At 63.7% G+C, this 21,896-nt stretch carries 19 protein-coding genes and 3 tRNA genes; 7 read left to right on the forward strand and 15 right to left on the reverse strand.

The genetic code is table 11. The annotated features are described in order from the left end of the window. Together KF871_RS07625 and rnr are read right to left on the reverse strand one after the other, a co-directional pair. The coding region (locus tag KF871_RS07625; protein ID WP_291140270.1) for a gamma-glutamyl-gamma-aminobutyrate hydrolase family protein at window positions 1-452 on the reverse strand (452 nt) is incomplete at its 3' end. Then, window positions 449-2,698 carry a ribonuclease R gene (gene rnr / locus KF871_RS07630; RefSeq protein ID WP_291140272.1) on the reverse strand — a complete coding sequence of 750 codons (2,250 nt, stop codon included), beginning with the start codon at window positions 2,696-2,698 and terminating at the stop codon, window positions 449-451. The genes rnr and KF871_RS07625, both read right to left, overlap by 4 nt. Window positions 2,699-2,731: 33 nt before the next feature. On the opposite strand from rnr, the gene KF871_RS07635 reads away from it, so the two are divergent. Next, window positions 2,732-2,816 (forward strand) — tRNA-Leu (locus KF871_RS07635). A gap of 75 nt (window positions 2,817-2,891) precedes the next feature. On the opposite strand, the gene rimO is transcribed toward KF871_RS07635, so the two are convergent. The 5 genes from rimO to KF871_RS07660 all read right to left on the reverse strand — a co-directional run bounded on the left by rimO (window position 2,892) and on the right by KF871_RS07660 (window position 8,302). After that, on the reverse strand, window positions 2,892-4,286 hold the full coding sequence (rimO, locus tag KF871_RS07640; protein WP_291140274.1) for a 30S ribosomal protein S12 methylthiotransferase RimO: 1,395 nt from the start codon (window positions 4,284-4,286) through the stop codon (window positions 2,892-2,894). A gap of 39 nt (window positions 4,287-4,325) precedes the next feature. After that, a complete protein-coding gene (gene phaR / locus KF871_RS07645; protein WP_291140276.1) occupies window positions 4,326-4,868 on the reverse strand; it encodes a polyhydroxyalkanoate synthesis repressor PhaR in 543 nt (180 codons plus the stop codon). A gap of 103 nt (window positions 4,869-4,971) precedes the next feature. Then, window positions 4,972-5,048, reverse strand: a tRNA-Val gene (locus KF871_RS07650). 42 nt (window positions 5,049-5,090) lie between these two features. Then, entirely contained in the window at window positions 5,091-7,385 is a 2,295-nt protein-coding gene (locus tag KF871_RS07655; protein WP_291140278.1) for a bifunctional (p)ppGpp synthetase/guanosine-3',5'-bis(diphosphate) 3'-pyrophosphohydrolase, read from the reverse strand. Next, window positions 7,382-8,302 (reverse strand): alpha/beta hydrolase, encoded by a 921-nt coding sequence (locus KF871_RS07660; protein WP_291140280.1) that lies wholly within the window; start codon window positions 8,300-8,302, stop codon window positions 7,382-7,384. Before KF871_RS07660 ends, KF871_RS07655 begins: the two co-directional genes overlap by 4 nt. Window positions 8,303-8,379: 77 nt before the next feature. Here KF871_RS07660 and KF871_RS07665 point away from each other — a divergent pair, with 77 nt between their 5' ends. After that, window positions 8,380-9,150 carry a 3-hydroxybutyrate dehydrogenase gene (locus KF871_RS07665; protein ID WP_291140282.1) on the forward strand — a complete coding sequence of 257 codons (771 nt, stop codon included), beginning with the start codon at window positions 8,380-8,382 and terminating at the stop codon, window positions 9,148-9,150. A 7-nt stretch (window positions 9,151-9,157) separates the two neighbouring features. Here KF871_RS07665 and KF871_RS07670 read toward each other — a convergent pair whose 3' ends face one another. Further along, on the reverse strand, window positions 9,158-9,898 hold the full coding sequence (locus KF871_RS07670) for an SIMPL domain-containing protein (RefSeq protein WP_291140284.1): 741 nt from the start codon (window positions 9,896-9,898) through the stop codon (window positions 9,158-9,160). A gap of 7 nt (window positions 9,899-9,905) precedes the next feature. Next, entirely contained in the window at window positions 9,906-10,169 is a 264-nt protein-coding gene (locus tag KF871_RS07675; RefSeq protein WP_291140286.1) for a hypothetical protein, read from the reverse strand. A gap of 200 nt (window positions 10,170-10,369) precedes the next feature. Here KF871_RS07675 and ompR point away from each other — a divergent pair, with 200 nt between their 5' ends. Both ompR and KF871_RS07685 read left to right on the forward strand, forming a co-directional pair. Further along, window positions 10,370-11,101, forward strand: coding sequence for a two-component system response regulator OmpR (gene ompR, locus KF871_RS07680; RefSeq protein WP_291140288.1), 732 nt, complete (start codon window positions 10,370-10,372; stop codon window positions 11,099-11,101). After that, window positions 11,101-12,504 (forward strand): sensor histidine kinase, encoded by a 1,404-nt coding sequence (locus tag KF871_RS07685; RefSeq protein ID WP_291140290.1) that lies wholly within the window; start codon window positions 11,101-11,103, stop codon window positions 12,502-12,504. Before ompR ends, KF871_RS07685 begins: the two co-directional genes overlap by 1 nt. A 3-nt stretch (window positions 12,505-12,507) precedes the next feature. Here the strand turns inward: KF871_RS07685 and ispF are convergent, their stop codons facing one another. Both ispF and ispD read right to left on the reverse strand, forming a co-directional pair. Beyond that, complete coding sequence (gene ispF / locus KF871_RS07690; RefSeq protein ID WP_291140292.1) at window positions 12,508-12,990, reverse strand: 2-C-methyl-D-erythritol 2,4-cyclodiphosphate synthase; 483 nt, start codon at window positions 12,988-12,990, stop codon at window positions 12,508-12,510. After that, window positions 12,987-13,700 (reverse strand): 2-C-methyl-D-erythritol 4-phosphate cytidylyltransferase, encoded by a 714-nt coding sequence (ispD, locus tag KF871_RS07695; protein ID WP_291140294.1) that lies wholly within the window; start codon window positions 13,698-13,700, stop codon window positions 12,987-12,989. The genes ispF and ispD overlap by 4 nt, the downstream gene beginning before the upstream one ends. A gap of 84 nt (window positions 13,701-13,784) precedes the next feature. Here ispD and mfd point away from each other — a divergent pair, with 84 nt between their 5' ends. The 3 genes from mfd (at window position 13,785) to serB (ending at window position 18,638) form a co-directional block, all read left to right on the forward strand. Beyond that, the gene (gene mfd, locus KF871_RS07700) at window positions 13,785-17,276 is read left to right on the forward strand and encodes a transcription-repair coupling factor (protein WP_291140712.1); all 3,492 of its coding nucleotides are present in this window, start codon (window positions 13,785-13,787) and stop codon (window positions 17,274-17,276) included. Window positions 17,277-17,404: 128 nt separating this feature from the next. Further along, window positions 17,405-17,905, forward strand: a complete 501-nt coding sequence (locus KF871_RS07705) for a DUF4405 domain-containing protein (RefSeq protein WP_291140296.1) — start codon at window positions 17,405-17,407, stop codon at window positions 17,903-17,905. A gap of 7 nt (window positions 17,906-17,912) precedes the next feature. Next, the gene (gene serB / locus KF871_RS07710) at window positions 17,913-18,638 is read left to right on the forward strand and encodes a phosphoserine phosphatase SerB (protein WP_291140297.1); all 726 of its coding nucleotides are present in this window, start codon (window positions 17,913-17,915) and stop codon (window positions 18,636-18,638) included. A 73-nt stretch (window positions 18,639-18,711) separates the two neighbouring features. On the opposite strand, the gene KF871_RS07715 is transcribed toward serB, so the two are convergent. The 4 genes from KF871_RS07715 to hscA all read right to left on the reverse strand — a co-directional run bounded on the left by KF871_RS07715 (window position 18,712) and on the right by hscA (window position 21,877). Further along, window positions 18,712-18,786, reverse strand: a tRNA-Val gene (locus KF871_RS07715). Window positions 18,787-18,845: 59 nt separating this feature from the next. Next, a complete protein-coding gene (dnaQ, locus tag KF871_RS07720) occupies window positions 18,846-19,559 on the reverse strand; it encodes a DNA polymerase III subunit epsilon (protein ID WP_291140299.1) in 714 nt (237 codons plus the stop codon). A 93-nt stretch (window positions 19,560-19,652) separates the two neighbouring features. Beyond that, window positions 19,653-19,991: an ISC system 2Fe-2S type ferredoxin gene (gene fdx / locus KF871_RS07725; protein WP_291140301.1), complete on the reverse strand. Its 339-nt coding sequence runs from the start codon at window positions 19,989-19,991 to the stop codon at window positions 19,653-19,655. A gap of 14 nt (window positions 19,992-20,005) precedes the next feature. Beyond that, the gene (hscA, locus tag KF871_RS07730; protein ID WP_291140303.1) at window positions 20,006-21,877 is read right to left on the reverse strand and encodes a Fe-S protein assembly chaperone HscA; all 1,872 of its coding nucleotides are present in this window, start codon (window positions 21,875-21,877) and stop codon (window positions 20,006-20,008) included. Between the last annotated feature and the right edge of the window lie 19 nt (window positions 21,878-21,896).

The following is a 21,896-nucleotide window of genomic DNA, read 5'->3' on the forward strand; positions in this document are numbered from 1 at the left end:
GCCCCACGGCACACGCCCAGTACCGGTTTCTTCTGCGCCAGAAAACACCGCAGGAGTGCGAGCTCATAGCGATCTCGCACCACATCACCTCGCCATGCGTCCTTGAGCGGTTCTTGCCCATAGGTCTCTGGCGCCACGTCGGTTCCCCCCTGCAGCACCAGGGCATCCAGCTCCTGGACGACCTGCTCGACCTTCAGATGCCGCGCGGCGTGCTGGCTGTCGTGCGTAACGGCGGGCACCATGAAGGCCACTGCCCCGTGCGCCATGATCCAGTGGGCCAGCGAGGCCTCTATGTATTGCAGGCTCTTGTTTCGAAAGCCCAGCTCCGGGGGGACCTGATGCATCAGCCGGGCGGACATGCCAATGCGCAACGGGCGCTCTTGTGAGGCACGCGCGGCGGATCCCGCGGACATACGAGCCGGTTTGCGTACGCCCTTGGCAGCGGCAGTCATGTGCGTCGTCCTCTTCGCACCTTTGGAGTGACCTGCCGAGCGCCTGCCTTCTTGCCAGCAGCCTTCCGAACGGCCTGCTTGAGCTCACCGGCTGAATTGGCGGCTGGTTCACGGTTGCGCCCGCTCCCCCGCGCTCCCTTGCGCACGGGCGCCGCTTCGCGATCGCTTGCACCCGATTTGTCCTTCAACGCGCGCGACACCACATCGTCACCGGTCACGAGACGGAAATCGATGCGTCGACCGTCCAGATCGACGCGACTGACCTGAACCTGAACGCGCGAACCCAGGGCATAGCGAATCCCAGTGCGTTCTCCACGAAGCTCCTGGCGCGCCTCATCGAATCGGAAGTACTCGCCACCAAGCTCGGTGATATGCACCAGGCCTTCGACGTACATGGCATCCAGCGTCACAAAAATGCCGAAGCTCGTGACTGCGCTGACGACACCGCTGAACACCTCGCCCAGATGCTCACGCATGTACTTGCACTTGAGCCACGCCTCAACATCCCGACTCGCCTCATCGGCCCGGCGCTCGTTGGCACTGCAATGCAGGCCCGCCGCCTGCCAGGCCAAGGTATCGGCTGAAGGCTTGCGCACCGGCTGGGTGGGCGGTTTGGCCCGGCTGGCCAAGCGCTTGCTGAGCTTGGCGTGCGCTTCACCCGGCGTCGGCAATGCCGGCAGTTGGTACTTCTGGCGATGCAGTATCGACTTGATCACCCGATGGACCAGCAAATCCGGATAGCGTCGGATCGGACTGGTGAAGTGGGTGTATGCCTCGAACGCAAGCCCAAAGTGGCCGCTGTTGATCGGCGTGTAGATCGCCTGCTGCATCGAGCGCAGCAACATCGTGTGAATCTGCTGCGCATCGGGCCGATCCTTGGTCAGCGCAGCGATCTGCTGAAACTCGCGAGGGTGTGGCTCTTCGCTGATGGTCGTTCCCACGCCCATCGACTTCAGGTAGTTGCGCAGCACCTCCTGCTTCTCCGGTGTCGGGCCTTCGTGAACACGGAACAATCCGGGGTGCTTGCTTTGCGCGATGAAGTCTGCTGCACAGACGTTGGCGGCCAGCATGGCCTCTTCGATCAGGCGGTGTGCATCGTTGCGCGTGCGGGCCACGATCTTTTCGATCCGTCCAGACTCGTCGCAAACAATCTGGGTCTCCACGGTCTCAAGATCGACCGCGCCACGACCGTTGCGAGCACTTAGCAAGGCCCTGTAGACGTCATGAAGATTGAGCAGACTGGGCACCAGCGCCTTTCGCTGCTGCGCTTCGGGACCGCGAGTGTTCTGAAGAATGGCAGCGACCTCTGTGTAGGTAAATCGCGCGTGGCTGTGCATCACCGCTGGAAAGAACTGATAGGCATGCAGTGCGCCTGAACCATCGATGAGCATGTCACAGACCATGCAAAGGCGATCGACATCGGGATTGAGCGAGCACAGACCATTGGAGAGCTTCTCCGGCAGCATCGGAATCACCCTGCGCGGGAAATACACCGAGGTCGCTCGGTCGTAGGCATCCACATCGATGGGAGAGCCCGTCTGCACGTAGTGGCTCACATCGGCGATCGCCACCAACAGGCGCCAGCCTTTGCCCTTGCCAACTTTTGCAGGCTCGCAATAGACGGCGTCATCGAAGTCCCTGGCGTCTTCTCCGTCAATGGTCACCAGCGCGACGTCCCTCAAGTCCACACGGTGGCGCGCATCGGTGGGACGCACATGGTCGGGCAGCGCGCGCGCCTGCGCCATGGCCGCTTCCGAAAACTCGTGCGGAACGCCGTACTTGCGCACAGCGATCTCGATTTCCATGCCGGGGTCATCGATCTCACCCAGCACTTCCTTGACCCGACCAACCGGTTGACCGTACAGCGCCGGCGGTTCAGTCAGTTCGACAACCACAACCTGGCCCGGTTTGGCCGCGCCCGTCGCTCCTTTGGGGATCAGCACGTCCTGTCCATAGCGCTTGTCTTCAGGTGCCACCAACCAAACGCCACTTTCCTGGAGCAAGCGCCCGATGATGGGCGCGTTCGAGCGCTCAATGATTTCGGTAACCCGCCCCTCCGGTCGACCCTTTCTATCAAGTCGCACGATGCGGGCCTTGACGCGGTCCTTGTGCAGAACAGCGCGCATCTCGTTGGAGGGGAGATAGATGTCAGGTTGTCCGTCATCGCGGACCACAAATCCATGGCCGTCGCGGTGACCCGAGACGACGCCCTCAAATTCGGCCAACAGGCTGCTTTTTTCGGTCACTTTTTCTCTGCTATACTGCCGGTTTCCTGAGATGCCCAGGTGGCGGAATTGGTAGACGCACTAGTTTCAGGTACTAGCGCCGAGAGGCGTGGAGGTTCGAGTCCTCTCTTGGGCACCAATCATATAAGGGCTTGCATGCTGAATGGCTGCAAGCCCTTTTCTTTTGCGCGAATCGGTCGATTGCGGATGTGCGTCAGATCGGCAAAGCCACCAGATCGTGGCCATCGGTATCCACAATGCGTGCGCGCGTGAACTCGCCCACTTTCAAGGTCTTGCTGATTTTTTGCGGGGCCAACAAACGCACCACGCCATCGATCTCAGGTGCGTCGGCATAGGACCGTCCGACACCCCCTTTGCGACCCAAGGCGGGTGCATGGTCCACCAGCACTTGCATGTCCGCACCGATACGCGAGCGCAGCTTCTGCGTGGAAACTTCTTCCGCCACGGCCATGAAGCGCACGCGGCGTTCCTCGCGCAGCGCGTCCGGCACCGGATCAGGCAGACCATTGGCCGCCGCGCCCGTCACTGGCGAGTAGGCAAAACAGCCAGCCCGATCGATGCGCGCCTCTCTGACAAAGGCCAGCAGATCCTCGAACTCGGCGTCCGACTCGCCCGGGAATCCGGCGATGAACGTGCTGCGCACCACGATCTCGGGACACAGCTCCCGCCAGCGAGCAATGCGTTCGAGGTTCTTCTCGCCACTCGCGGGTCGCTTCATGCGTCGCAAAACATCCGGGTGGCTGTGCTGCAAGGGCACATCCAGATAGGGCAATACAAGCCCTTCGGCCATCAGAGGAATGACCTCGTCCACATGGGGGTACGGATAGACATAGTGCAGACGCACCCAGGCGCCGTACGGTCGGGCGAGCTCGCCCAGGCGGCGCACCAGATCGAGCAGACGCGTCTTGACCGGTTGCCCATTCCAGAAGCCAGTGCGGTACTTGACGTCCACCCCGTAGGCCGAGGTGTCTTGACTGACGACCAGCAACTCCTTCACACCGGCCTCGAACAGCTTGTGCGCCTCGCCCAACACATCGCCAATCGGGCGACTGACCAAGTCACCTCGCATCGAGGGAATGATGCAGAAAGTGCACCGGTGATTGCACCCCTCGCTGATCTTCAAGTACGCGTAGTGGCGCGGCGTGAGCTTGATTCCCTGCGGTGGCACGAGATCCACGAAAGGATCGTGCGGCTTCGGCAAATGCGAATGCACTGCCTCCATCACCTCGTGCGTCGCATGCGGCCCGGTGACCGCCAGGACGCTGGGATGCATCTGACGCACCAGATTGCCACCCTGATCACCTTCACGCGCCCCCAGACAACCTGTCACGATCACCTTGCCGTTCTCGGCCAACGCCTCGCCGATGGCGTCCAGGCTTTCCTTGACCGCGTCGTCAATGAAGCCGCACGTGTTGACGATCACCAAATCGGCGCCGTCGTAGGACTTTGAGGTCTGGTAGCCCTCGGCACTGAGCTGGGTGAGTATGAGTTCGGCGTCCGTGAGGGCTTTGGGACAACCAAGACTGACGAAGCCCACTTTGGGGGCTGGCGCGCTGCTGAGCGCGGCTGGGGAGATGGCGTCGGACATGAGGGCGCGATTGTCTCAGACCGCGCCGGTGCCGGCACATCACCGCTTGAGGCCCAATGCCGCCAACATCTGCTCGCTGTTCTTCTGCATTTGTTCCTGCATCTGCGTGAACGCAGTGCGGGACTGTTCAAGGTAGGCACCCATCATGCCCTGCATCATGGGCGACTGCACGTTCATGAACTGCTGCCAAGCCTCCGGATTAAGGCCTCCTCCAGCCTGCTCCGCCATCTTCTGCTGCAAGTCCATGAAAATCTGGACGTTCTTTTCAAGGTACGCGCCCATGAAGTCCTGCATCGAGTGGCCATAGAAGCGAATGATGTTCGCCAGCACTTGCTCAGTGAAGATCGGCACACCCGCCGTCTCCTCCTCCAGGATGATCTGCAGCAGGATGCTACGCGTCAGGTCCTCGTTGGACTTGGCATCGCGCACCACGAAGGGTTCGCTGTCCATCACCAGCGCCTTCACCTCCGCCAGCGTGATGTAGGACGAGGTGTCGGTGTCGTACAGCCGGCGATTGGGGTACTTCTTGATGACGCGCACGCCCGGTGTGCCACCTGAGTCAGTCTTGGGTTTGGTTGCCATCCCGGCATTCTAGAAACACCGCCGGATACCCCGGGCATGGTTTTCCCTTTATGGCCGACAAAACGGAAAACCCCTGCAGGCAAAGGCCTGCAGGGGTTGAATCTGGTAGGCGCGAAGGGACTCGAACCCCTGACCCCCACCATGTCAAGGTGGTGCTCTAACCAGCTGAGCTACGCGCCTGAAACTGCTCGAAGCCTCGCAGTATAGCAGGACTATCACACTCTATTTGCGCCGCACCATGCGAACACCCTCCACGTCGCCCACAACAGCCATGGCGCGGCTGACCTGGCGTGCGTCATTGACCTCGATCGTGAATGTCATCCACGCCACACCCTTTACCGTCTGGGTCTGAACGCCGATCACATTCATCTTTTCGCGAGCGAATACGTCCGAAATATCGCGCAACAAGCCCTGACGGTCATTGGCCTCGATGGCCACATCCACGGGATACATAGACGACTTCCCGTCTTTGCCGCTGCCAGAATCGCCACTCCATTCGACATCGATCACCCGGTCCGGGCTCTTGCGAACCAGGTGTGCGAAATCGGCGCAGTCAGCGCGGTGGATGCTGACACCCTTCCCGCGCGTCACAAAGCCACGGATGTCGTCTGGTGGTGCCGGCCTGCAGCATTTGGCAAGTTGCGTCATCAAGGCGCCCACGCCCACCACCAGCACGTCGCCTTTGGGTGCGTCGCCACCACGCCGCGGGACGCGCGCCCAATTGGCCGGCGGCTCGGATGGCGCCTGAGGCTCCGGGGGCCGCAGCTGGGCTTCGATCGCTCGCAGTGAGAGCTCGTCCTTGCCAACCAACTCGAACATCTCATCCGCGCCTGACAGGCCCAGGTCGCTGGCCAGGTCATCAAACTTGACGGCGGTGCGTCCCTCGCGCTGGAGCAGCTTTTCCACGGCGTCCCTGCCACGCGCAACGGTTTCCGCCATGGCCTGGGCGTTGAACCAGGCGCGCACCTTGCTCTTGGCGCGATGGCTCACCAGATAGCCCAATTCGCCATTGAGCCAGTCGCGTGACGGACCGCCCTCCTTGGCAGCAGTGATCTCCACCGTCTGCCCGTTCTGTAGCGCCGTGTTCAAGGGCACCATGGCACCGTCGACCTTGGCGCCACGACAACGGTGACCAAGATCGGTGTGCACCGTGTAGGCGAAGTCCACAGGCGTCGCCCCTTGGGGCAACTCGACGATGGCGGCGTTGGGCGTCAGCACATAAATGCGATCGTCAAAGAGACCCTGGGCCGTGCCGCTAAGGTCGCGCTCCCAAGCCAGCAGTTGCCGCAGCACGGCGATCTTGGCGTCGTACTCCGAGTTGGCCGAAACACCGGCGTATCCCTTGCTGCCGGCCTCTTTGTAGGCCCAATGCGCGGCAACGCCATGTTCCGCGTGATCGTGCATGGCCTGGGTCCGGATCTGGATTTCGAACGCTCTGCCCTGCGCGTCGCGCACCACGGTGTGCAGTGACTGGTAGCCATTGGCCTTGGGCTTGGCAATGTAGTCGTCGAACTCCTCGGGTACGGGCGCAAAGCGCGCGTTGACATGGGCCAGCACGGCATAGCAATCCGCTGTGTCGGGCACCACGACGCGCAATGCGCGGATATCGAACACCTGCTCAAAGTCCAGCGCCTTGCCGCGCATCTTTCGCACGATGCTGTAGATGTGCTTTGGCCGCCCCTGGACCGTGGCGTGAATGCCGCTCGCGCGCAGTTCGTTCTGCAGCTGATCCCGGACCTGCTCCACGTGCGCCTCTCGTTCGGCGCGCTTCTCGTCCAGCAGGTGCGCCACTTCCTTGTAGGTCTGCGGCTCCAGGAAACGAAAGGCCAGGTCCTCCATCTCCCACTTGATTTGCCAGATACCCAGCCGGTTGGCCAAGGGAGCGAACACATTCAGAGACTCGCTGGCCAAGGCATCGCCTGGCTCGCCCTTGCAGGCGGCAAAGTACCGCAGTGTCTGCAACCGCGACGCCAGTCTTAGCATGACGACACGCAGATCGCGCGAGAAAGCCAACAACATCTTGCGAACGTTCTCGGTCTGACTGGCCGCCAGATCGGACAGGGGCGCCTTGGACAATCCCGCTGCGGGCTGGGCGACATCGGACGCAGCCTGCCGCTCTTCGTGCTTGCGGCGCAGCACCTCAGCCGCCTTGAGCCGGGCCTGTCGTTGCAGTTGCACCAGCTTGGTTGTCTCGACCGCCAGCGCGGCGTGTTGTTCGCCAAAGGCTTTGGCGATGACCTCCTGGGGTCGATTGAGGTGCTGGCAGGCATACACCAGATAGGCCGCGGCCTGCATGGCTTCTGACCCGCCGATGTCGGACAGGATTCGAGCGACCGCGTGGGCGTGTGCCAGCGTGTTCTCGCCGGTGTCCAGGGTCTCCGATTCCAGCAAGGGCTCGGCAAAGGCCCGCGCCTTGCCCAGCGCATTGGCCTGCGCAGGAAGCTCCGCGGCGGTTGCGGCCACGATGGCCGCAGGTGCTGCTTCGGTCGCCTCGGTCGATGCAGGAAAGCGCTTCATCGCTTGAACAGGAAGTCGATCACCGCCTGTACTTGATCACCGGCCATCAGGGTTGGCGCATGTCCAACGCCCGCAAAGGCAACACACTTCGCGCGTGGACCTCTTCTGGACATGGCCTCCGCGGTGGCCGCGCTCAGCAAGTCGGAATCGGCCCCGCGCAGAACCAGGGTCGGGCAGGCAATGGCATCGTAGAGATCCCACAGCGCGGCTTCTCCTTCTAGCGCCGCCCGCTGAAGCGTTTCCTGGCTTGCGCCCACCACCATGGCCTTGAAAGGCTGCGCAATGGCGGGGTCGTAGTGCAGTCCGTAGCGCCCACCGTTGACTTTGAGCATGGGACCATTGAGCTCGCGCCACTGGGCCGGCGTATGTGGCCCGAATCCGACCGAGATGCTGGCCAGGTAGTCCAACGCCTGTTGCTCCGTGTCAAATTTCGGGTCATTGCCCACGTAGGTGGCTATGCGTTGCAAGGCTTCCCATTGAATGACGGGCCCAACGTCATTCAGGACAAGACGCGTGATTTCCAACGCTGCCTGTGCGGCAACACCCATCCCGATCAGTCCGCCCATACTGGTTCCCACCCAGGACAACCGAACCAACGGTGACTGTGCTCGAAGGTGCTGGACAAGCGCCACCGCGTCGCCCACATAGGTCGGGACCTGATAGTGCATGGGCTCTGCCAGCCAATCACTGCGTCCCCGCCCCGCCACATCGACCGCAATCACGCGCGCGAAGGGCTGAATGGCCCGCGCCAGGGTGTCGAAATCCCGCCCTTGCCGAGACAGGCCGTGTACGCAGATGACCAGCTCGCGCGACAAGTTGTCCGCGCACGCCCATTCCCAGTAAGCGATCTGGCGGGCTGCCCCGGTACGCGCGGCCACGCCATTGACCGTCAGGTGCTTGAGTTCAGGTTCTGTCATGCCAGTCGATCGTTTGCGCGCCGCACCATAATGCGCCCACGCGTTTTGAATCAATCCTAATGGAACTGGAGTGACCCATGCTTGCCGGAAAAACCGCCCTTGTGACCGGATCCACCAGTGGCATCGGCCTTGGCATCGCCAAGGCGCTGGCCCGTCAGGGGGCCAACATTGTCCTCAATGGATTTGGCGATGCCGAAGGCCCGAAGGCGGAAGTCGCTGCCCTGGGAGTGAAGGTGGGCTATCACGGCGCAGACATGAGCAAGCCAGCGGACATCGAGGCGATGATGGCCTATGCAGCGGCCACTTTCGGCCGCGTTGACATACTGGTGAACAACGCTGGCATCCAGCACGTTGCCCGCGTCGAGGATTTCCCGGTCGACCGCTGGGACGCGGTCATTGCCATCAATTTGTCGAGCGCATTCCATACCTCGCGCCTGGCATTGCCCGCCATGCGAGCGGCCAACTGGGGGCGAATCATCAATGTGGCATCGGTGCACGGCCTGGTGGGCTCCGCCGAAAAATCGGCCTACGTGGCGGCCAAGCACGGGATCGTGGGCCTGACCAAAGTGACCGCACTGGAAACCGCCACCACCGGGGTGACCTGCAACGCGATCTGCCCCGGCTGGGTGTTGACACCCTTGGTGCAAAAACAGGTGGATGCCAAGGCGGCGGCCCAGGGACTGACCAACGAAGCCGCTACCCGTCAACTGCTAGGCGAGAAAGAGCCGTCGATGCAGTTCACCACCCCCGAAGAGCTTGGCGAGCTGGCCGCGTTTTTCTGCTCGCCGGCCGGCAACAACGTGCGCGGTGTTGCGTGGAACATGGACGGCGGCTGGACCGCCCAGTGAGTTCGCCTCAGCGCAGCTGAATCGAGCCGGACACCGTGACGCTGACCGTTGCGGTGCCGGCTGCAGTGGGGATCGGCATGTCGCTGGACGCGGCTTTGGCTTCCATCGCCATGACACGCGGCACGGGGCCACGATCTGGCATGTCGGCCGAGCTGACATTGACCTCCCGCAGCGCGTAGGAAGCAAAGCCAAACCCCTTGGCCACTTCGGACGCCCGGGCGCGGAAGCGCTCAATGGCTTGCGCCTGAACCTGTGATTCCAGCGCTCGACGGGCGTCGCGCGAGAGCGAGAAGCCCATGTTCGACACCGTCATCGACTGAATTCGACCTGCAACCTCACTCACGCGGGCAAGGTCACGCCCTTCGATGATCAGCTCGGCCTGGCCTTGCCACCCGCTGATTCGACCGCCGCTGGCATAGCGGGGATACAAGCGGAGGTTGCCGGATCGCACTTCCAGCTGCTGGGGCTTCGCTTGGGCTTGTGCTGTGGCCAACGCGGCGTCCATCGCCACCTTCAACTGGTTCTGAACCGTCGCCGGGTCGGCACCTTCTTTCGTCGTGCTGAGCACGATGGTGAGCCAGTCTTGCGGCACTTCCATGTGCCCGCTGGCTTGCAGACTCACGATGTTGGAGGGGACTTCGTTGATTTGGGCCTGCGCAGGCGACCAACACGTAGCGAAAAGAACGGCGCTCAGCGCCAAGCCGCGCCACGCGATGGCCACGCGGCGGCCGGAAGAAGCAAGTTTCATGGACTGGTCAGGGTTTGCGACTGGACTCGAACGAAGGCTGACCCCGCAGCTGCTCGCGAAGGCGATGACGCTCCTCCACGGTCAACCGGTAGGGCTTGGCCCCCTCCTCCACGTCGTCATAGGGTTGCCGTAGCGCGTCACGCAAACGCATGGGCGCGCGCGGCTCACCCCCGTCGATAGAGATCGGCATCACGCCAGCCACGTCGGGCACCGCGTCACGCGCGTCTTGCGCATGGTCGGTGCCGGCCAGCGCACAGCTGACCGCAAACATGGCAAAGAAACCTATCGAACCGGACTTCATGGTGGAAATGAGTATGACCAGAGCGCGCATTGTGCAAGTGACACCCCGGTGAAGGCGATGAGCCATGGGGCAACATCTGTAACGAGCTGTCAGGAAATCAAAAATCGAGCATTGACAAGCACTTGGCGCTGCCACAATCGCCTTTGTTACATTTGACGGAAGTTGCTCTCATGCCACAGAACCACGCCCGCCCCAACAAAATCCTGGTCGTCGACGACGACGTGCGCATCCGCGACCTGCTGCGTCGCTACCTCATGCAGGAGGGTTTCGAGGTGATGCTGGCCGAGGACGGCAAGGCGCTCAACCGGGTGCTGCAGCGCGAAGCGGTCGATCTCATCGTGCTCGACCTGATGATGCCCGGCGAAGACGGCCTGTCCATCTGCCGGCGTCTGCGCGCCAATGGCGACCGCACGCCCATCATCATGCTCACGGCAAAGAGCGAAGACGTCGACCGCATCGTGGGCCTGGAAGTCGGCGCCGACGACTACCTGGGCAAACCATTCAATCCGCGCGAACTGCTGGCACGCATTCACGCCGTGTTGCGCCGGCGCCCGCCGACCGAAGTCCCTGGCGCACCGTCCCAAGACCAGGAGGTCGTGAAGTTCGGGCCTTATGAGTTCGACCTTAGTCTGCGCACCCTGCGCAAGGACGGCCAGGAGCTGTCGCTGACCACCGGCGAGTTCGCCATGTTGAAGGCCCTTGTGCGCCATCCGCGCCAGCCGCTGTCCCGGGAGAAACTGGCCCAGTTGGCCCGCGGCAGAGAGTTCGAGCCCTTTGACCGCAGCCTGGACGTGCAGGTCTCTCGCCTGCGCAAGCTCATCGAAGAAGACGCTTCTTCGCCACGCTACCTGCAGACCGTCTGGGGCGTGGGCTATGTATTTGTTCCCGACGGCAACCCTTGATGGACACCGAATCGCGGGTTCCTTTCGAAACCGAGCCCACTGCGCTGGAGACGGCCCCTGCCCCGCTGGAGGTCCGCCCTCCTCGGGGCGTCAGCCTGTTCTGGCGCACGTTTTTCTTTCTCACGCTGCTGCTGACGGGCTGTATCGTCGCCTGGTTGCAGACATTTCGTGCTCTCGAATACGAGCCGCGGGCACTGCAAAGTGCGCAGCAGCTGGCGTCGCTGGTCAACCTCAGTCGCGCGGCGCTCGTGCACTCCGACGCCATCGCGCGGGTGTCGCTGATCAAGACCCTGGCGACCGAGGAAGGTTTGCGCATCAAACCGCGCGAGCCCAACGACACGTTCAAGCTCTACGACGTCGACGCGCTCAGCCGCAACGTATCTGACCAGTTGAAGAACCGCCTCGGCCCGGACACCGTGGTCGCGCGCGAGGTCAATGCGCAGGGCGGTCTGTGGATCGGCTTCACCATCGACGGTGACCAGTACTGGCTGCTGACCGATCCCTCCCGGGTCGGCCCGGTGGCAGGCATCACGTGGTTGATCTGGCTGGGCACCGCGGCATTGTTGTCCCTCACAGGCGCTGCCCTTATTGCCCGCCTGATCAACCGACCGCTGAAGAAGCTCTCGTTTGCCGCGAGCCGGGTGCGCGAAGGTGACTTCAACGCCAGTCAGCTCAACGAAGCCGTGGCCACCAGCGAGATCCGCGAGGTCAACATCGGCTTCAACCGCATGGCCCAGCGCCTGTCAAAAATTGAGCAGGACCGCGCGCTGATGCTGGCGGGTATCTCGCACGACCTGCGCACGCCCTTGGCCCGCTTGCGCCTGGAGACTGAGATGAGCGTGGCCGACGCGCAGGCCAGGGAGCACATGTCGGCCGACATCGAGCAGGTCACCGCCGTCATCGACAAATTTCTCGATTACGCCCGGCCCGATCACCTGCGCACCGCCGAGGTCAACCTCAACCAGGTGATCGACGCCGCCATTTACGCACTGGGCGACGACCCACACGTGATCGTGAAGACGCGGATCGAGCCCAACACCCGGGTCATGGGTGACGCGGTCGAGCTTCAACGGGTGTTCACCAACCTGATGGAAAACGCGGTCCGCTATGGCCGCAACCCGAGCTCGGGCGTGGTGCAGATCGAAGTTGCCTCCAAAGCCAAGGACAACGCCGTGCTGGTGAAACTGCGTGACCACGGCGTGGGCGTCAAGCCCGAAATCCTCGAGCAGCTCACGCAGCCCTTCTTTCGAGGCGACGCAGCGAGATCAGACGCCACCGGCACCGGCCTGGGCCTGGCCATCGTCGAACGTGCCATTGCCCGCATGGGCGGACGTTTTGCGCTGGCCAACAGCAGCACGGGCGGCCTGGCGGCGCACATCAAGCTGCGCCGCGCCGGGCATTGAGCCTCAGGCCTTGAACAACAAGGCCACGGCCCGCGCTTCGATGGCTTCGCCCAGCCCGACCGGGCCCATCTTTTCCGCAGTCTTGGCCTTGACGTTCACCTGGGTGGGGTCAAGTGCCAGCAACGCTGCGATGCGCGCCACCATGGCCGGAATGTGAGCCGCCAGGCGAGGCGCCTGGGCAATCACGGTGCTGTCGACATTGCCGATGACATAGCCGGCTGCGCCCACGCGCCTGGCTGCCTCGGTCAGCAGTGCCCCAGAATCGGCCCCCTTGAATCGCTCGTCGGTGTCGGGAAAATGCCGCCCGATGTCGCCCAGCGCTGCGGCGCCCAGCAATGCGTCCGTGATGGCGTGCAGCAGTGCGTCGGCGTCGGAGTGACCCAGCAAGCCGTGCGTGTGCGGCACCGTGATGCCACCCAGCACCAGTGGCCGGCCCTCGACCAGGCGATGGATGTCCCAACCCTCGCCAATGCGAAATGCGGTCATGCGCGGCTCCGGAGAATGGCTTGCGCAAGGGTGAAATCGTGGGGGTAAGTGACCTTGAAGTTGCTGGCACGGCCGGGCACGAGGCGCGGGCGAGCCCCGGTGCGCTCAATGGCACTGGCCTCGTCCGTGATCCCCGCGAACCCCGTCAGGCTGGCGTCCTTGAGCGCGTCATGCAACGCACCGAGACGAAACATCTGCGGCGTCTGGGCCAGCCACTTGTGTTGACGATCGATCGTCTCGGCCACACGGCCGTCCGCCTCGCCCTTCAAGGTGTCGGCCAGCGGCAACGCCAGCAGGCCGCCCACCGCGTCATCTCGACAAGCTGCCACCAATGCCGCAATCTCCTCCGGCGTGACGAGGCAGCGGGCCGCGTCATGCACCAACACCCAGTCGTGGTCTGGTACGCCCGACTCGCGCAGAAAGCACAGTCCGTTGAAGACGCTTTCTGCGCGCGAGGCGCCGCCCCGGCGAACGGCCTCCACACCTGAGCGGTCGGTCCACCAGGTGTCATCGGCGGCAATCACCACCAGCACACGCTCGATCGCGGCCACGGCCTGCAAGGCGCTGAGCGTGTGGGTCACCATCGGTACGCCCAGCAAGGGCTGGTATTGCTTGGGTTGCCGGGTGCCGGCGCGCGACCCCGTACCCGCACAAGGCAACAAGGCATGACAACGTGGCGTGTCGGAATTGGGGGGTGAATACGTGGCCATGGGCGGGCGCCATTCTAGAATTCATCGCATCACCCCCGGCTTCAAGCGTCCGGGGGTGTTTGTCATTGGTAGCCCCGAATGCCCATCTCCTTGCCGCCCCTGTCTCCCGGTAAACGCCACACCATGCCCCGCCCGGTGGGCTCGGCCGACGCCCTCTGGCTGGCCAGCCTGGCACAACGCGAGCGCGCCCAAGGCCGCCTCACCGCCATCGTCACAGCCGACGCCAACGACGCGCAGCGGCTGATCGACGAGCTGGCCTTTTTTGCGCCCGAGTTGCGGGTGACGCTGTTTCCCGACTGGGAGACGCTGCCCTATGACACGTTTTCGCCTCACCAGGACCTGATCAGCGAGCGGCTGGCCACCCTGTGGCGCATCTCGCAGCGCCAGCACGACGGGGGCGCGGACGTGGTGGTGGTGCCCGCGACCACCGCGCTGTATCGGCTGGCGCCGCCCGCTTTTCTGGCGGGCTACACCTTCGAGTTCAAGGTGCGGCAGCAGCTGGACGAGGCCCGCCTGAAGGCCCAACTCACGCTTGCGGGCTACAGCCACGTGACCCAGGTGGTCAGCCCGGGCGAATACGCGGTACGGGGCGGGCTGATCGATCTGTTCCCGATGGGCAGCCCGGTGCCCTACCGCGTCGATCTGTTCGACGACGAGATCGACAGCATCCGCACCTTCGACCCGGACAGCCAGCGCAGCCTGTACCCCGTGAACGAAGTTCGCCTGCTGCCCGGGCGCGAGTTCCCCATGGACGACGGCGCGCGCGCGAAATTCCGCAACCGCTGGCGCGAGTTGCTCGAAGGCGACCCCACCAAGAGCCGCATCTACAAGGACATGGGCAACGGCGTGGCCACCGCCGGCATCGAGTACTACCTGCCCCTGTTCTTCGACGACACCGCCACGGTGTTCGACTACCTGGGCCCTGACGCCACGCTGGTGTTGCACGGGGAGCTCGAACCCGCCTTCCAGCGCTTCTGGCAGGACACGCGGGATCGCCATCGCCTGCTGCAAGGCGACCCCGAGCGCCCCATCCTCGCCCCCGACGCGCTGTTCCTCAACGCGGAGCAGTTTTTCACCCACGCCAAGGCGCATGCCCAGGTGGTCATGCGCCCGGGCAGCGAGGACGTGGCCGACAGCGCGCTGGCGCAGGCGTTGCCCGACCTCGCCGTGGCACGCGGTGCGGACGATCCGCTCGCCCGCCTGCAGGCACACCTGCGAGCCACCAGCCAGCGCGTGCTCATCCTGGCCGAGAGCGATGGTCGCCGGGAAAGCCTGCTCGACTTCCTGCGCGCCAGCGGGCTGAACCCACCCGCCTTCGACGCCCTGGCGGAATTCGAGCGCAGCAGCGAGAAGACCGGCATCGCCACCGCCGCACTGGCCACTGGCTTCGCCTGGATGCAAGGCGGCATCGACTTCGTCACCGAGACCGAACTCTTCGCCGCCGGGCCCACGACGCGCCGACGCCGCAAGCAGGAACAGGTCAGCGACGTCGACGCGCTGATCAAGGACTTGTCCGAGCTCAATGTGGGCGACCCGGTCGTCCACGCACAGCACGGCATCGGGCGCTACCGCGGCCTGGTCAACCTCGACATGGGCGAGAAGAACCCGGACGGCTCGCCCGCGCTGCAGGAGTTTCTGCACCTGGAATATGCGGACAAGGCCGTGCTCTATGTGCCCGTGAGCCAGTTGCAGCTCATTGGCCGCTACACAGGGGTGAGCGCGGACGAAGCCCCGCTGCACAAGCTGGGCAGTGGTCAATGGGAAAAGGCCAAGCGCAAAGCTGCCGAGCAGGTGCGCGATGCCGCGGCCGAGCTGCTCAACATCTACGCGCGCCGTGCCGCGCGCCAGGGCCACCCCTTCCGCTACTCGCCGCAGGACTACGAGGCCTTCGCCAACGACTTCGGCTTCGATGAAACGCCCGATCAGCGCGCTGCCATCCACGCGGTCATCCAGGACATGATCAGCCCGCAGCCGATGGATCGCCTGGTGTGTGGCGACGTGGGCTTTGGCAAGACCGAAGTCGCCCTGCGCGCGGCCTTTGTGGCCGTCACCGGTGGCAAACAGGTGGCGTTCCTGGCCCCCACCACGTTGCTCGCCGAGCAGCACTACCAGACGCTGGTCGACCGCTTCGGCAAGTGGCCGGTCAAGATTGCCGAGATGAGCCGGTTTCGTTCGCAGAAGGAAATCTCGGCGGCACTCAAAGGCATCGCCGATGGATCGGTAGACATCGTCGTCGGCACGCACAAGCTGTTGTCCGAGAAGACGCAGTTCAAGAACCTGGGCCTGCTGATCATCGACGAGGAGCACCGCTTCGGTGTGCGCCACAAAGAGGCGATGAAGCAGCTGCGCGCCGAGGTCGACGTGCTCACGCTCACCGCCACCCCCATACCACGCACCCTGGGCATGGCGCTCGAAGGCCTGCGCGACCTCAGCGTGATCGCCACTGCGCCGCAACGCCGACTGGCGATCAAGACATTTGTGCGCAACGAGGGGACTGGCGTCATCCGCGAGGCCGTGCTGCGCGAGCTCAAGCGCGGCGGGCAGGTGTACTTCCTGCACAACGAGGTCGAAACCATCGAAAACCGGAAAGCCAAGCTTGAGGAAGACCTGCCCGAGGCTCGCATCGCGATCGCCCACGGGCAGATGCCGGAACGCGAGCTGGAGCGTGTGATGCGCGATTTCGTGGCTCAGCGCTTCAACCTGCTGCTGTGCTCGACCATCATCGAAACCGGCATCGACGTGCCCACCGCCAATACCATCGTCATCAGCCGGGCCGACAAGTTCGGCTTGGCGCAGCTGCACCAACTGCGCGGACGAGTCGGCCGCAGCCACCACCAAGCCTACGCCTACCTGCTGGTGCCCGAGATCGACGGTCTGACCAAACAGGCCGCCCAACGACTGGACGCCATTCAGCAGATGGAGGAACTGGGCAGCGGTTTCTACCTCGCCATGCACGACCTGGAGATCCGGGGCGCCGGTGAAGTGCTGGGCGAAAACCAGAGCGGCAACATGCTGGAGGTGGGGTTCCAACTCTACAACGAAATGCTGGCTGAAGCGGTCAAGTCGCTCAAGGCCGGTCGGGAGCCAGACCTGCTGTCACCCCTGTCGGCCACCACCGACATCAACCTGCATGCCCCGGCACTGCTGCCCAACGACTATTGCGGCGATGTGCACCTGCGGCTGTCGTTCTACAAGAAACTGGCCACGGCCAAGAACGCAGACCAGATCGACGCCTTGCTCGAGGAAATCGTCGATCGCTTTGGCAAACTGCCGCCCCAGGCACAGACCCTCATCGATGTCCATCGCCTCAGGGTGCTGAGCACGCCGTACGGCGTGGCCAAGGTGGACGCGGCGCCGGGCGTCATCAACGTCACCTTCAGGCCAAATCCGCCGATCGAGCCCATGCGCATCATCGAGCTGATCCAGAAGCACCGGCACATCAAGCTCGCCGGCAACGAAAAGCTACGCATCGAGCGTGCGCTGCCTGACGTGAAAGACCGCGTTCAATTGGTGCGCGACGTGCTCAAGGCGCTGGGGCAACCCATCCGAAACCCCGAGCCGGCCGCCCCCGCTTGATCCGCGTCAAGAGCTGGGCAAATCGGTGCTACATGCGCCGCCGGTTTACCGGCGCTTCACGCAGGCGCCGAATATCTTCACCTGCGTGCTCCAGACTTTGAAGCACGTACCGCTCAGGAGTCTCTGTCATGAATCTCAATGCCCAGCGCCCATGGATCACGCCCGTGGTCATCGGCGCTTTCCTGCTGTCCGCCACCACTGGCGTGCTCATGTTCTTTCACCTCGACAGCGGTCTGAACAAGACTGCGCACGAATGGCTGAGCTGGGCGATGGTGGTGGGCGTTGGTCTGCACATCCTGCTCAACCTGCCCGCCTTCAAACGCTACTTCACCCAGACCACCGGGCGCGTGGTGATCGCCTTGTTTGCCGCGGTGCTGGCGGTCAGCTTCATCCCGGCGGGTGCCGATCAGGCCGAGCCTGGATTCGCGGCACCCATTCACGCGCTGGCCGAAGCCCCTGTAGCCAGCGTCGCTGCGGTCGCCGGCGTGGATGAAGCCACACTGAACCAACGCCTGGTCGCCGCAGGCGCCACCGGCGAGGCCGGGCAGACCATCGCACAGCGTGTTGGCCCCGACCTTCGGGCCCAGATCCGGGTGCTGACCCAGGTGCTCCAGCCTGCTCCGCAATAATCGCGGCATGTCTGCCGCCATCGAACACAGCCCTGGTCTGATCTCGCGGGGCATCGCCTCCCCCTTGAAGCTTGCCGACTTCAAGCTCATCGCCTTCGACATGGATTCCACGCTCATCAATATCGAGTGCGTGGACGAAATTGCAGACGTGGTGGGCAAGAAGGCCGAAGTCGCCGCCATCACCGAGGCGGCCATGCGCGGCGAAATCACCGATTTCAAAGACAGCCTGCGTCGCCGCGTGGCCCTGCTCAGGGGTGTGACCATCGCCGACATGGAGCGCGTCTACGTGGAGCGCTTGCGCTTGAATCCTGGCGCGGCCGAGTTGATTCGCGCCTGCAAAGCCGTGGGCATGAAAGTGCTGCTGGTGTCCGGCGGCTTCACCTTCTTTGCACATCGCGTACGCGACACCCTGGGCATCGACTTCGTTCGCGCCAACATCCTCGAGGTGGCCAGCGGCCCCAACTGCGGTGAACTCACTGGTGGCTTGGTGACGCAAAGCTGGGGCGACATCTGCGATGGCGCAGAAAAGCGCCGCACGCTGCTTGAGGTGGCGTCCCTGCTGGGCATTGAACCCAGCCAGTGCATTGCCATGGGCGACGGCGCCAACGACCTGCCGATGATGGGCGCCGCCGGGCTGTCCGTGGCATACCACGCCAAGCCCAAGGTGCGCGAGCAAGCCATGGTGTCCATCGAGAGCGGTGGGCTGGATCGGCTGCTCGAACTGATGAACTGAGCCGGGCGCGTCACGCCCAAAAAGACAAAGCCCCGGCGATTTCTCGCAGGGGCTTGACCTGTATGGGGTTTCCTGGTGGGCGGTGCAGGGTTCGAACCTGCGACCCCTGCCGTGTGAAGGCAGTGCTCTACCACTGAGCTAACCGCCCGATCGGCGCCGTGCCAAAGACATCAGCACCGTCGGAAGCCTCGCATTATAGCCTGATATTCAAACCGATTCGGACAGCCGCCACACTGTCTTGCCTTTGCTTGCCTTGTCCAGATCGGCCAGCACCGCTGCATGGGCCTGCGCTTCCTGGTCGTTGGCTCGGAGCACAGGCAACTCGAACCGGCTCAGATCCAGTTGTTCCACGGCACTGCCCTCGCCCGCCGATTCGGCCACCTCGATGAGCAGCGCATCCTGTCCGCGCGTCATGTTGATGTACACGTCGGCCAGCAATTCCGCATCCAGCAACGCGCCGTGCAAGGTACGGCCGGAATTGTCGACCCCGAGCCGATCACACAAGGCATCCAGACCGTTGCGCTTGCCGGGGAACATCTCCTTGGCCATCACCAGCGTGTCCAGCACCCCTCCCACCAGCGACTTCACAGCCGGCAGGCCCAGCCGTTCGAACTCCTTGTTCAGGAAGCCGACATCGAACGGGGCGTTGTGGATGATGATTTCAGCGTCGCGCAGGTAGGCAACCAGTTCCTCGGCGATCGCCGCGAACTTGGGCTTGTCGCGCAGAAACTCGTTGCTGATGCCGTGCACCTTGAGCGCGTCTTCGTGGCTGTCGCGCTCCGGGTTGACGTAGTGATGCAGGTTGTTGCCGGTGAGCTTGCGGTTGAGCAGCTCCACGCAGCCGATCTCGATGATGCGGTCACCGTTCTCCGCAGACAGGCCGGTGGTTTCGGTATCGAGAACGATCTGGCGCAAGGTCATTTCTCCGGAGTGCTATCGATCCTCCGCAGGGCCGCTCCAAGTCGGGTCAGCCCTCTCCGGGGCAGCGACCCGCATAGCGGCGGAGCGTGGGGGTCAATGATTCTCTTTGGCGTGGTTGATGGAGTACTTGGGAATTTCGATCGTGACGTCCTGCTGGGCCAGGATGGCCTGGCAGGACAGACGCGACTGGGGCTCCAGGCCCCAGGCGCGGTCGAGCAGATCCTCTTCGTCTTCGTCCGCCTCATTGAGGCTGCCCGCGCCTTCACGCACGATGACGTGGCAAGTCGTGCAGGCGCAACTCATGTCGCAGGCATGTTCGATGTTGACGCCGTTCTCCAGCAAGGCCTCGCAAATGGAGGTGCCAGCGGGTGCGCTGATGGTCTTGCCTTGCGGGGCGTATTCGGCGTGGGGAAGGATTTTGATCGTGGGCATGGGGAGAAGGTCTCTCAGACTTCTTCAATTCTTTTGCCGGACAGCGCTTGCTGAATACCTCGGTTCATGCGTTCAGCGGCGAATGTCTCTGTTCCCTTGGCCAGTGCCTGGCTGGCCGCTTCGATGGCCGCCGCATCCTCGCCCTGTGCCGCCGACGCCAGCGCGGCCATCAGGCCGTCCAGGCCTTCGCGGTCGGGGACCGACAGCAGGTCGCCGTCGGCGGCCAGTGCCGAGCGCGTGGCCAGCAACAGGCGCTCGGCGTCGACCCTTGCCTCGACCAGCGCACGTGCCTGCATGTCCTGCTGCGCGGTGGCAAAGCTGTCCTGCAGCATCGTCGCGATCTGTTCGTCACTCAGGCCATACGCGGGTTTGACGTCGATGCTGGCTTCAACGCCCGAGGTGAGCTCCTTCGCTGCGACCGACAACAGCCCATCAGCATCTACCGTGAAGGTCACCCGAATGCGCGCAGCGCCCGCCGCCATGGGCGGTATGCCGCGCAGCGTGAATCGCGCCAGGCTGCGGCAGTCGGCCACCAGATCGCGTTCGCCTTGCACCACATGCAAGGCCAGCGCAGTCTGGCCGTCCTGGTAGGTCGTGAAGTCCTGACCTCGTGCGGTCGGAATGCTGCTGTTGCGCGGCACGATCCGTTCAACCAGGCCACCCATGGTCTCAATGCCAAGAGACAGGGGAATCACATCGAGCAGCAGCAAGTCGCCGTCCTGGCTGTTGCCGGCCAGCGCATTGGCCTGAAGCGCAGCGCCCAAGGCCACCACCTCGTCCGGATTGAGGTTGATCAATGGCTCGGTGCCGAAGAAGGTGCCCACCGTCTCGCGAACGACCGGCATGCGGGTGGATCCACCCACCATCACGACGCCCTGAACCTCTTCCTTGCTCACACCCGAGTCGCGCAAAGCCTTGCGCACGGCGGCCATGGTGCGCGCGGTCAGCGCCGCGGTGCAGGCTTCGAATTCGGCACGCGTCACGAGCTGCTCGATCACTCTGCCGCTGACCTCAACCCGAAAGGCCGCCGTTGACTCACTGGACAACGCCTCTTTCGCGCGCCGCGCCTCCTTGTGCAGGCGGGCCCGGTCTGCAGCGGTCAGCGCACCCATCGCGTCTTGCTGCGCCAGGACCCAAGCCGCCAGCGCCTGGTCGTAATCGTCGCCACCCAGCGCGGAATCGCCGCCGGTGGCCAGCACTTCAAACACGCCTTGGGTCAGTCGCAGGATGGAAATGTCGAACGTGCCACCGCCCAGGTCGTACACGGCATAGACACCTTCGCTGCCGTTGTCCAGGCCGTAGGCGATGGCGGCGGCAGTCGGTTCATTGACCAGACGCAACACATGAATGCCCGCCAACTGCGCCGCATCCTTGGTGGCTTGCCGTTGGGCATCATCAAAGTACGCCGGCACGGTGATCACCGCACCAAACAGGTCGTCGTCAAAACTGTCCTCGGCCCGAAAGCGCAGCGTGGCGAGGATTTCTGCGCTGACTTCCATGGGCGTCTTCGGTCCCGCAACCGTATCGACCACCGCCATGCCTTGCTCATCGACGACGGCGTAGCTCAAGCGGTCGACATCGGCCACCTGTTCGCGGCGCCGGCCCATCAGGCGCTTGACCGAACTGACCGTATTGGCCGGATCGTCCACCTGAGCAGCCAGCGCATCCCAGCCAATCTGGCGACCGCTGCCACCACGGGCCGACTCCAGGTAGCGCACCACACTCGGCAGAATCACGCGCCCTTGCGCATCGGGCAGACACTCAGCCACCCCGTGCCGCACCGCCGCAACCAGGGAGTGGGTGGTGCCCAGATCTATGCCCACCGCCACCCGACGTTGGTGAGGATCAAGGCTTTGGCCAGGTTCGGAAATCTGCAGGAGCGCCATCGGTTCGTTTTTGTGTCGT

It is taken from the genome of Hydrogenophaga sp., from assembly GCF_019635465.1.
Taxonomy (GTDB): Bacteria; Pseudomonadota; Gammaproteobacteria; order Burkholderiales; family Burkholderiaceae_C; genus Hydrogenophaga.

Excerpts from the sequence above, each read along its gene's own strand:
- dnaQ (WP_291140299.1), bottom strand. The coding sequence starts at position 19,559 with ATGACCTTGCGCCAGATCGTTCTCGATACCGAAACCACCGGCCTGTCT.
- rimO (WP_291140274.1), bottom strand. The coding sequence starts at position 4,286 with ATGTCCGACGCCATCTCCCCAGCCGCGCTCAGCAGCGCGCCAGCCCCC.
- ispF (WP_291140292.1), bottom strand. The coding sequence starts at position 12,990 with ATGACCGCATTTCGCATTGGCGAGGGTTGGGACATCCATCGCCTGGTC.
- fdx (WP_291140301.1), bottom strand. The coding sequence starts at position 19,991 with ATGCCCACGATCAAAATCCTTCCCCACGCCGAATACGCCCCGCAAGGC.
- KF871_RS07675 (WP_291140286.1), bottom strand. The coding sequence starts at position 10,169 with ATGTTTGCGGTCAGCTGTGCGCTGGCCGGCACCGACCATGCGCAAGAC.
- KF871_RS07705 (WP_291140296.1), top strand. The coding sequence starts at position 17,405 with ATGAATCTCAATGCCCAGCGCCCATGGATCACGCCCGTGGTCATCGGC.
- KF871_RS07660 (WP_291140280.1), bottom strand. The coding sequence starts at position 8,302 with ATGACAGAACCTGAACTCAAGCACCTGACGGTCAATGGCGTGGCCGCG.
- serB (WP_291140297.1), top strand. The coding sequence starts at position 17,913 with ATGTCTGCCGCCATCGAACACAGCCCTGGTCTGATCTCGCGGGGCATC.
- ompR (WP_291140288.1), top strand. The coding sequence starts at position 10,370 with ATGCCACAGAACCACGCCCGCCCCAACAAAATCCTGGTCGTCGACGAC.
- KF871_RS07665 (WP_291140282.1), top strand. The coding sequence starts at position 8,380 with ATGCTTGCCGGAAAAACCGCCCTTGTGACCGGATCCACCAGTGGCATC.
- hscA (WP_291140303.1), bottom strand. The coding sequence starts at position 21,877 with ATGGCGCTCCTGCAGATTTCCGAACCTGGCCAAAGCCTTGATCCTCAC.
- KF871_RS07655 (WP_291140278.1), bottom strand. The coding sequence starts at position 7,385 with ATGAAGCGCTTTCCTGCATCGACCGAGGCGACCGAAGCAGCACCTGCG.
- ispD (WP_291140294.1), bottom strand. The coding sequence starts at position 13,700 with ATGGCCACGTATTCACCCCCCAATTCCGACACGCCACGTTGTCATGCC.
- KF871_RS07685 (WP_291140290.1), top strand. The coding sequence starts at position 11,101 with ATGGACACCGAATCGCGGGTTCCTTTCGAAACCGAGCCCACTGCGCTG.
- KF871_RS07670 (WP_291140284.1), bottom strand. The coding sequence starts at position 9,898 with ATGAAACTTGCTTCTTCCGGCCGCCGCGTGGCCATCGCGTGGCGCGGC.
- phaR (WP_291140276.1), bottom strand. The coding sequence starts at position 4,868 with ATGGCAACCAAACCCAAGACTGACTCAGGTGGCACACCGGGCGTGCGC.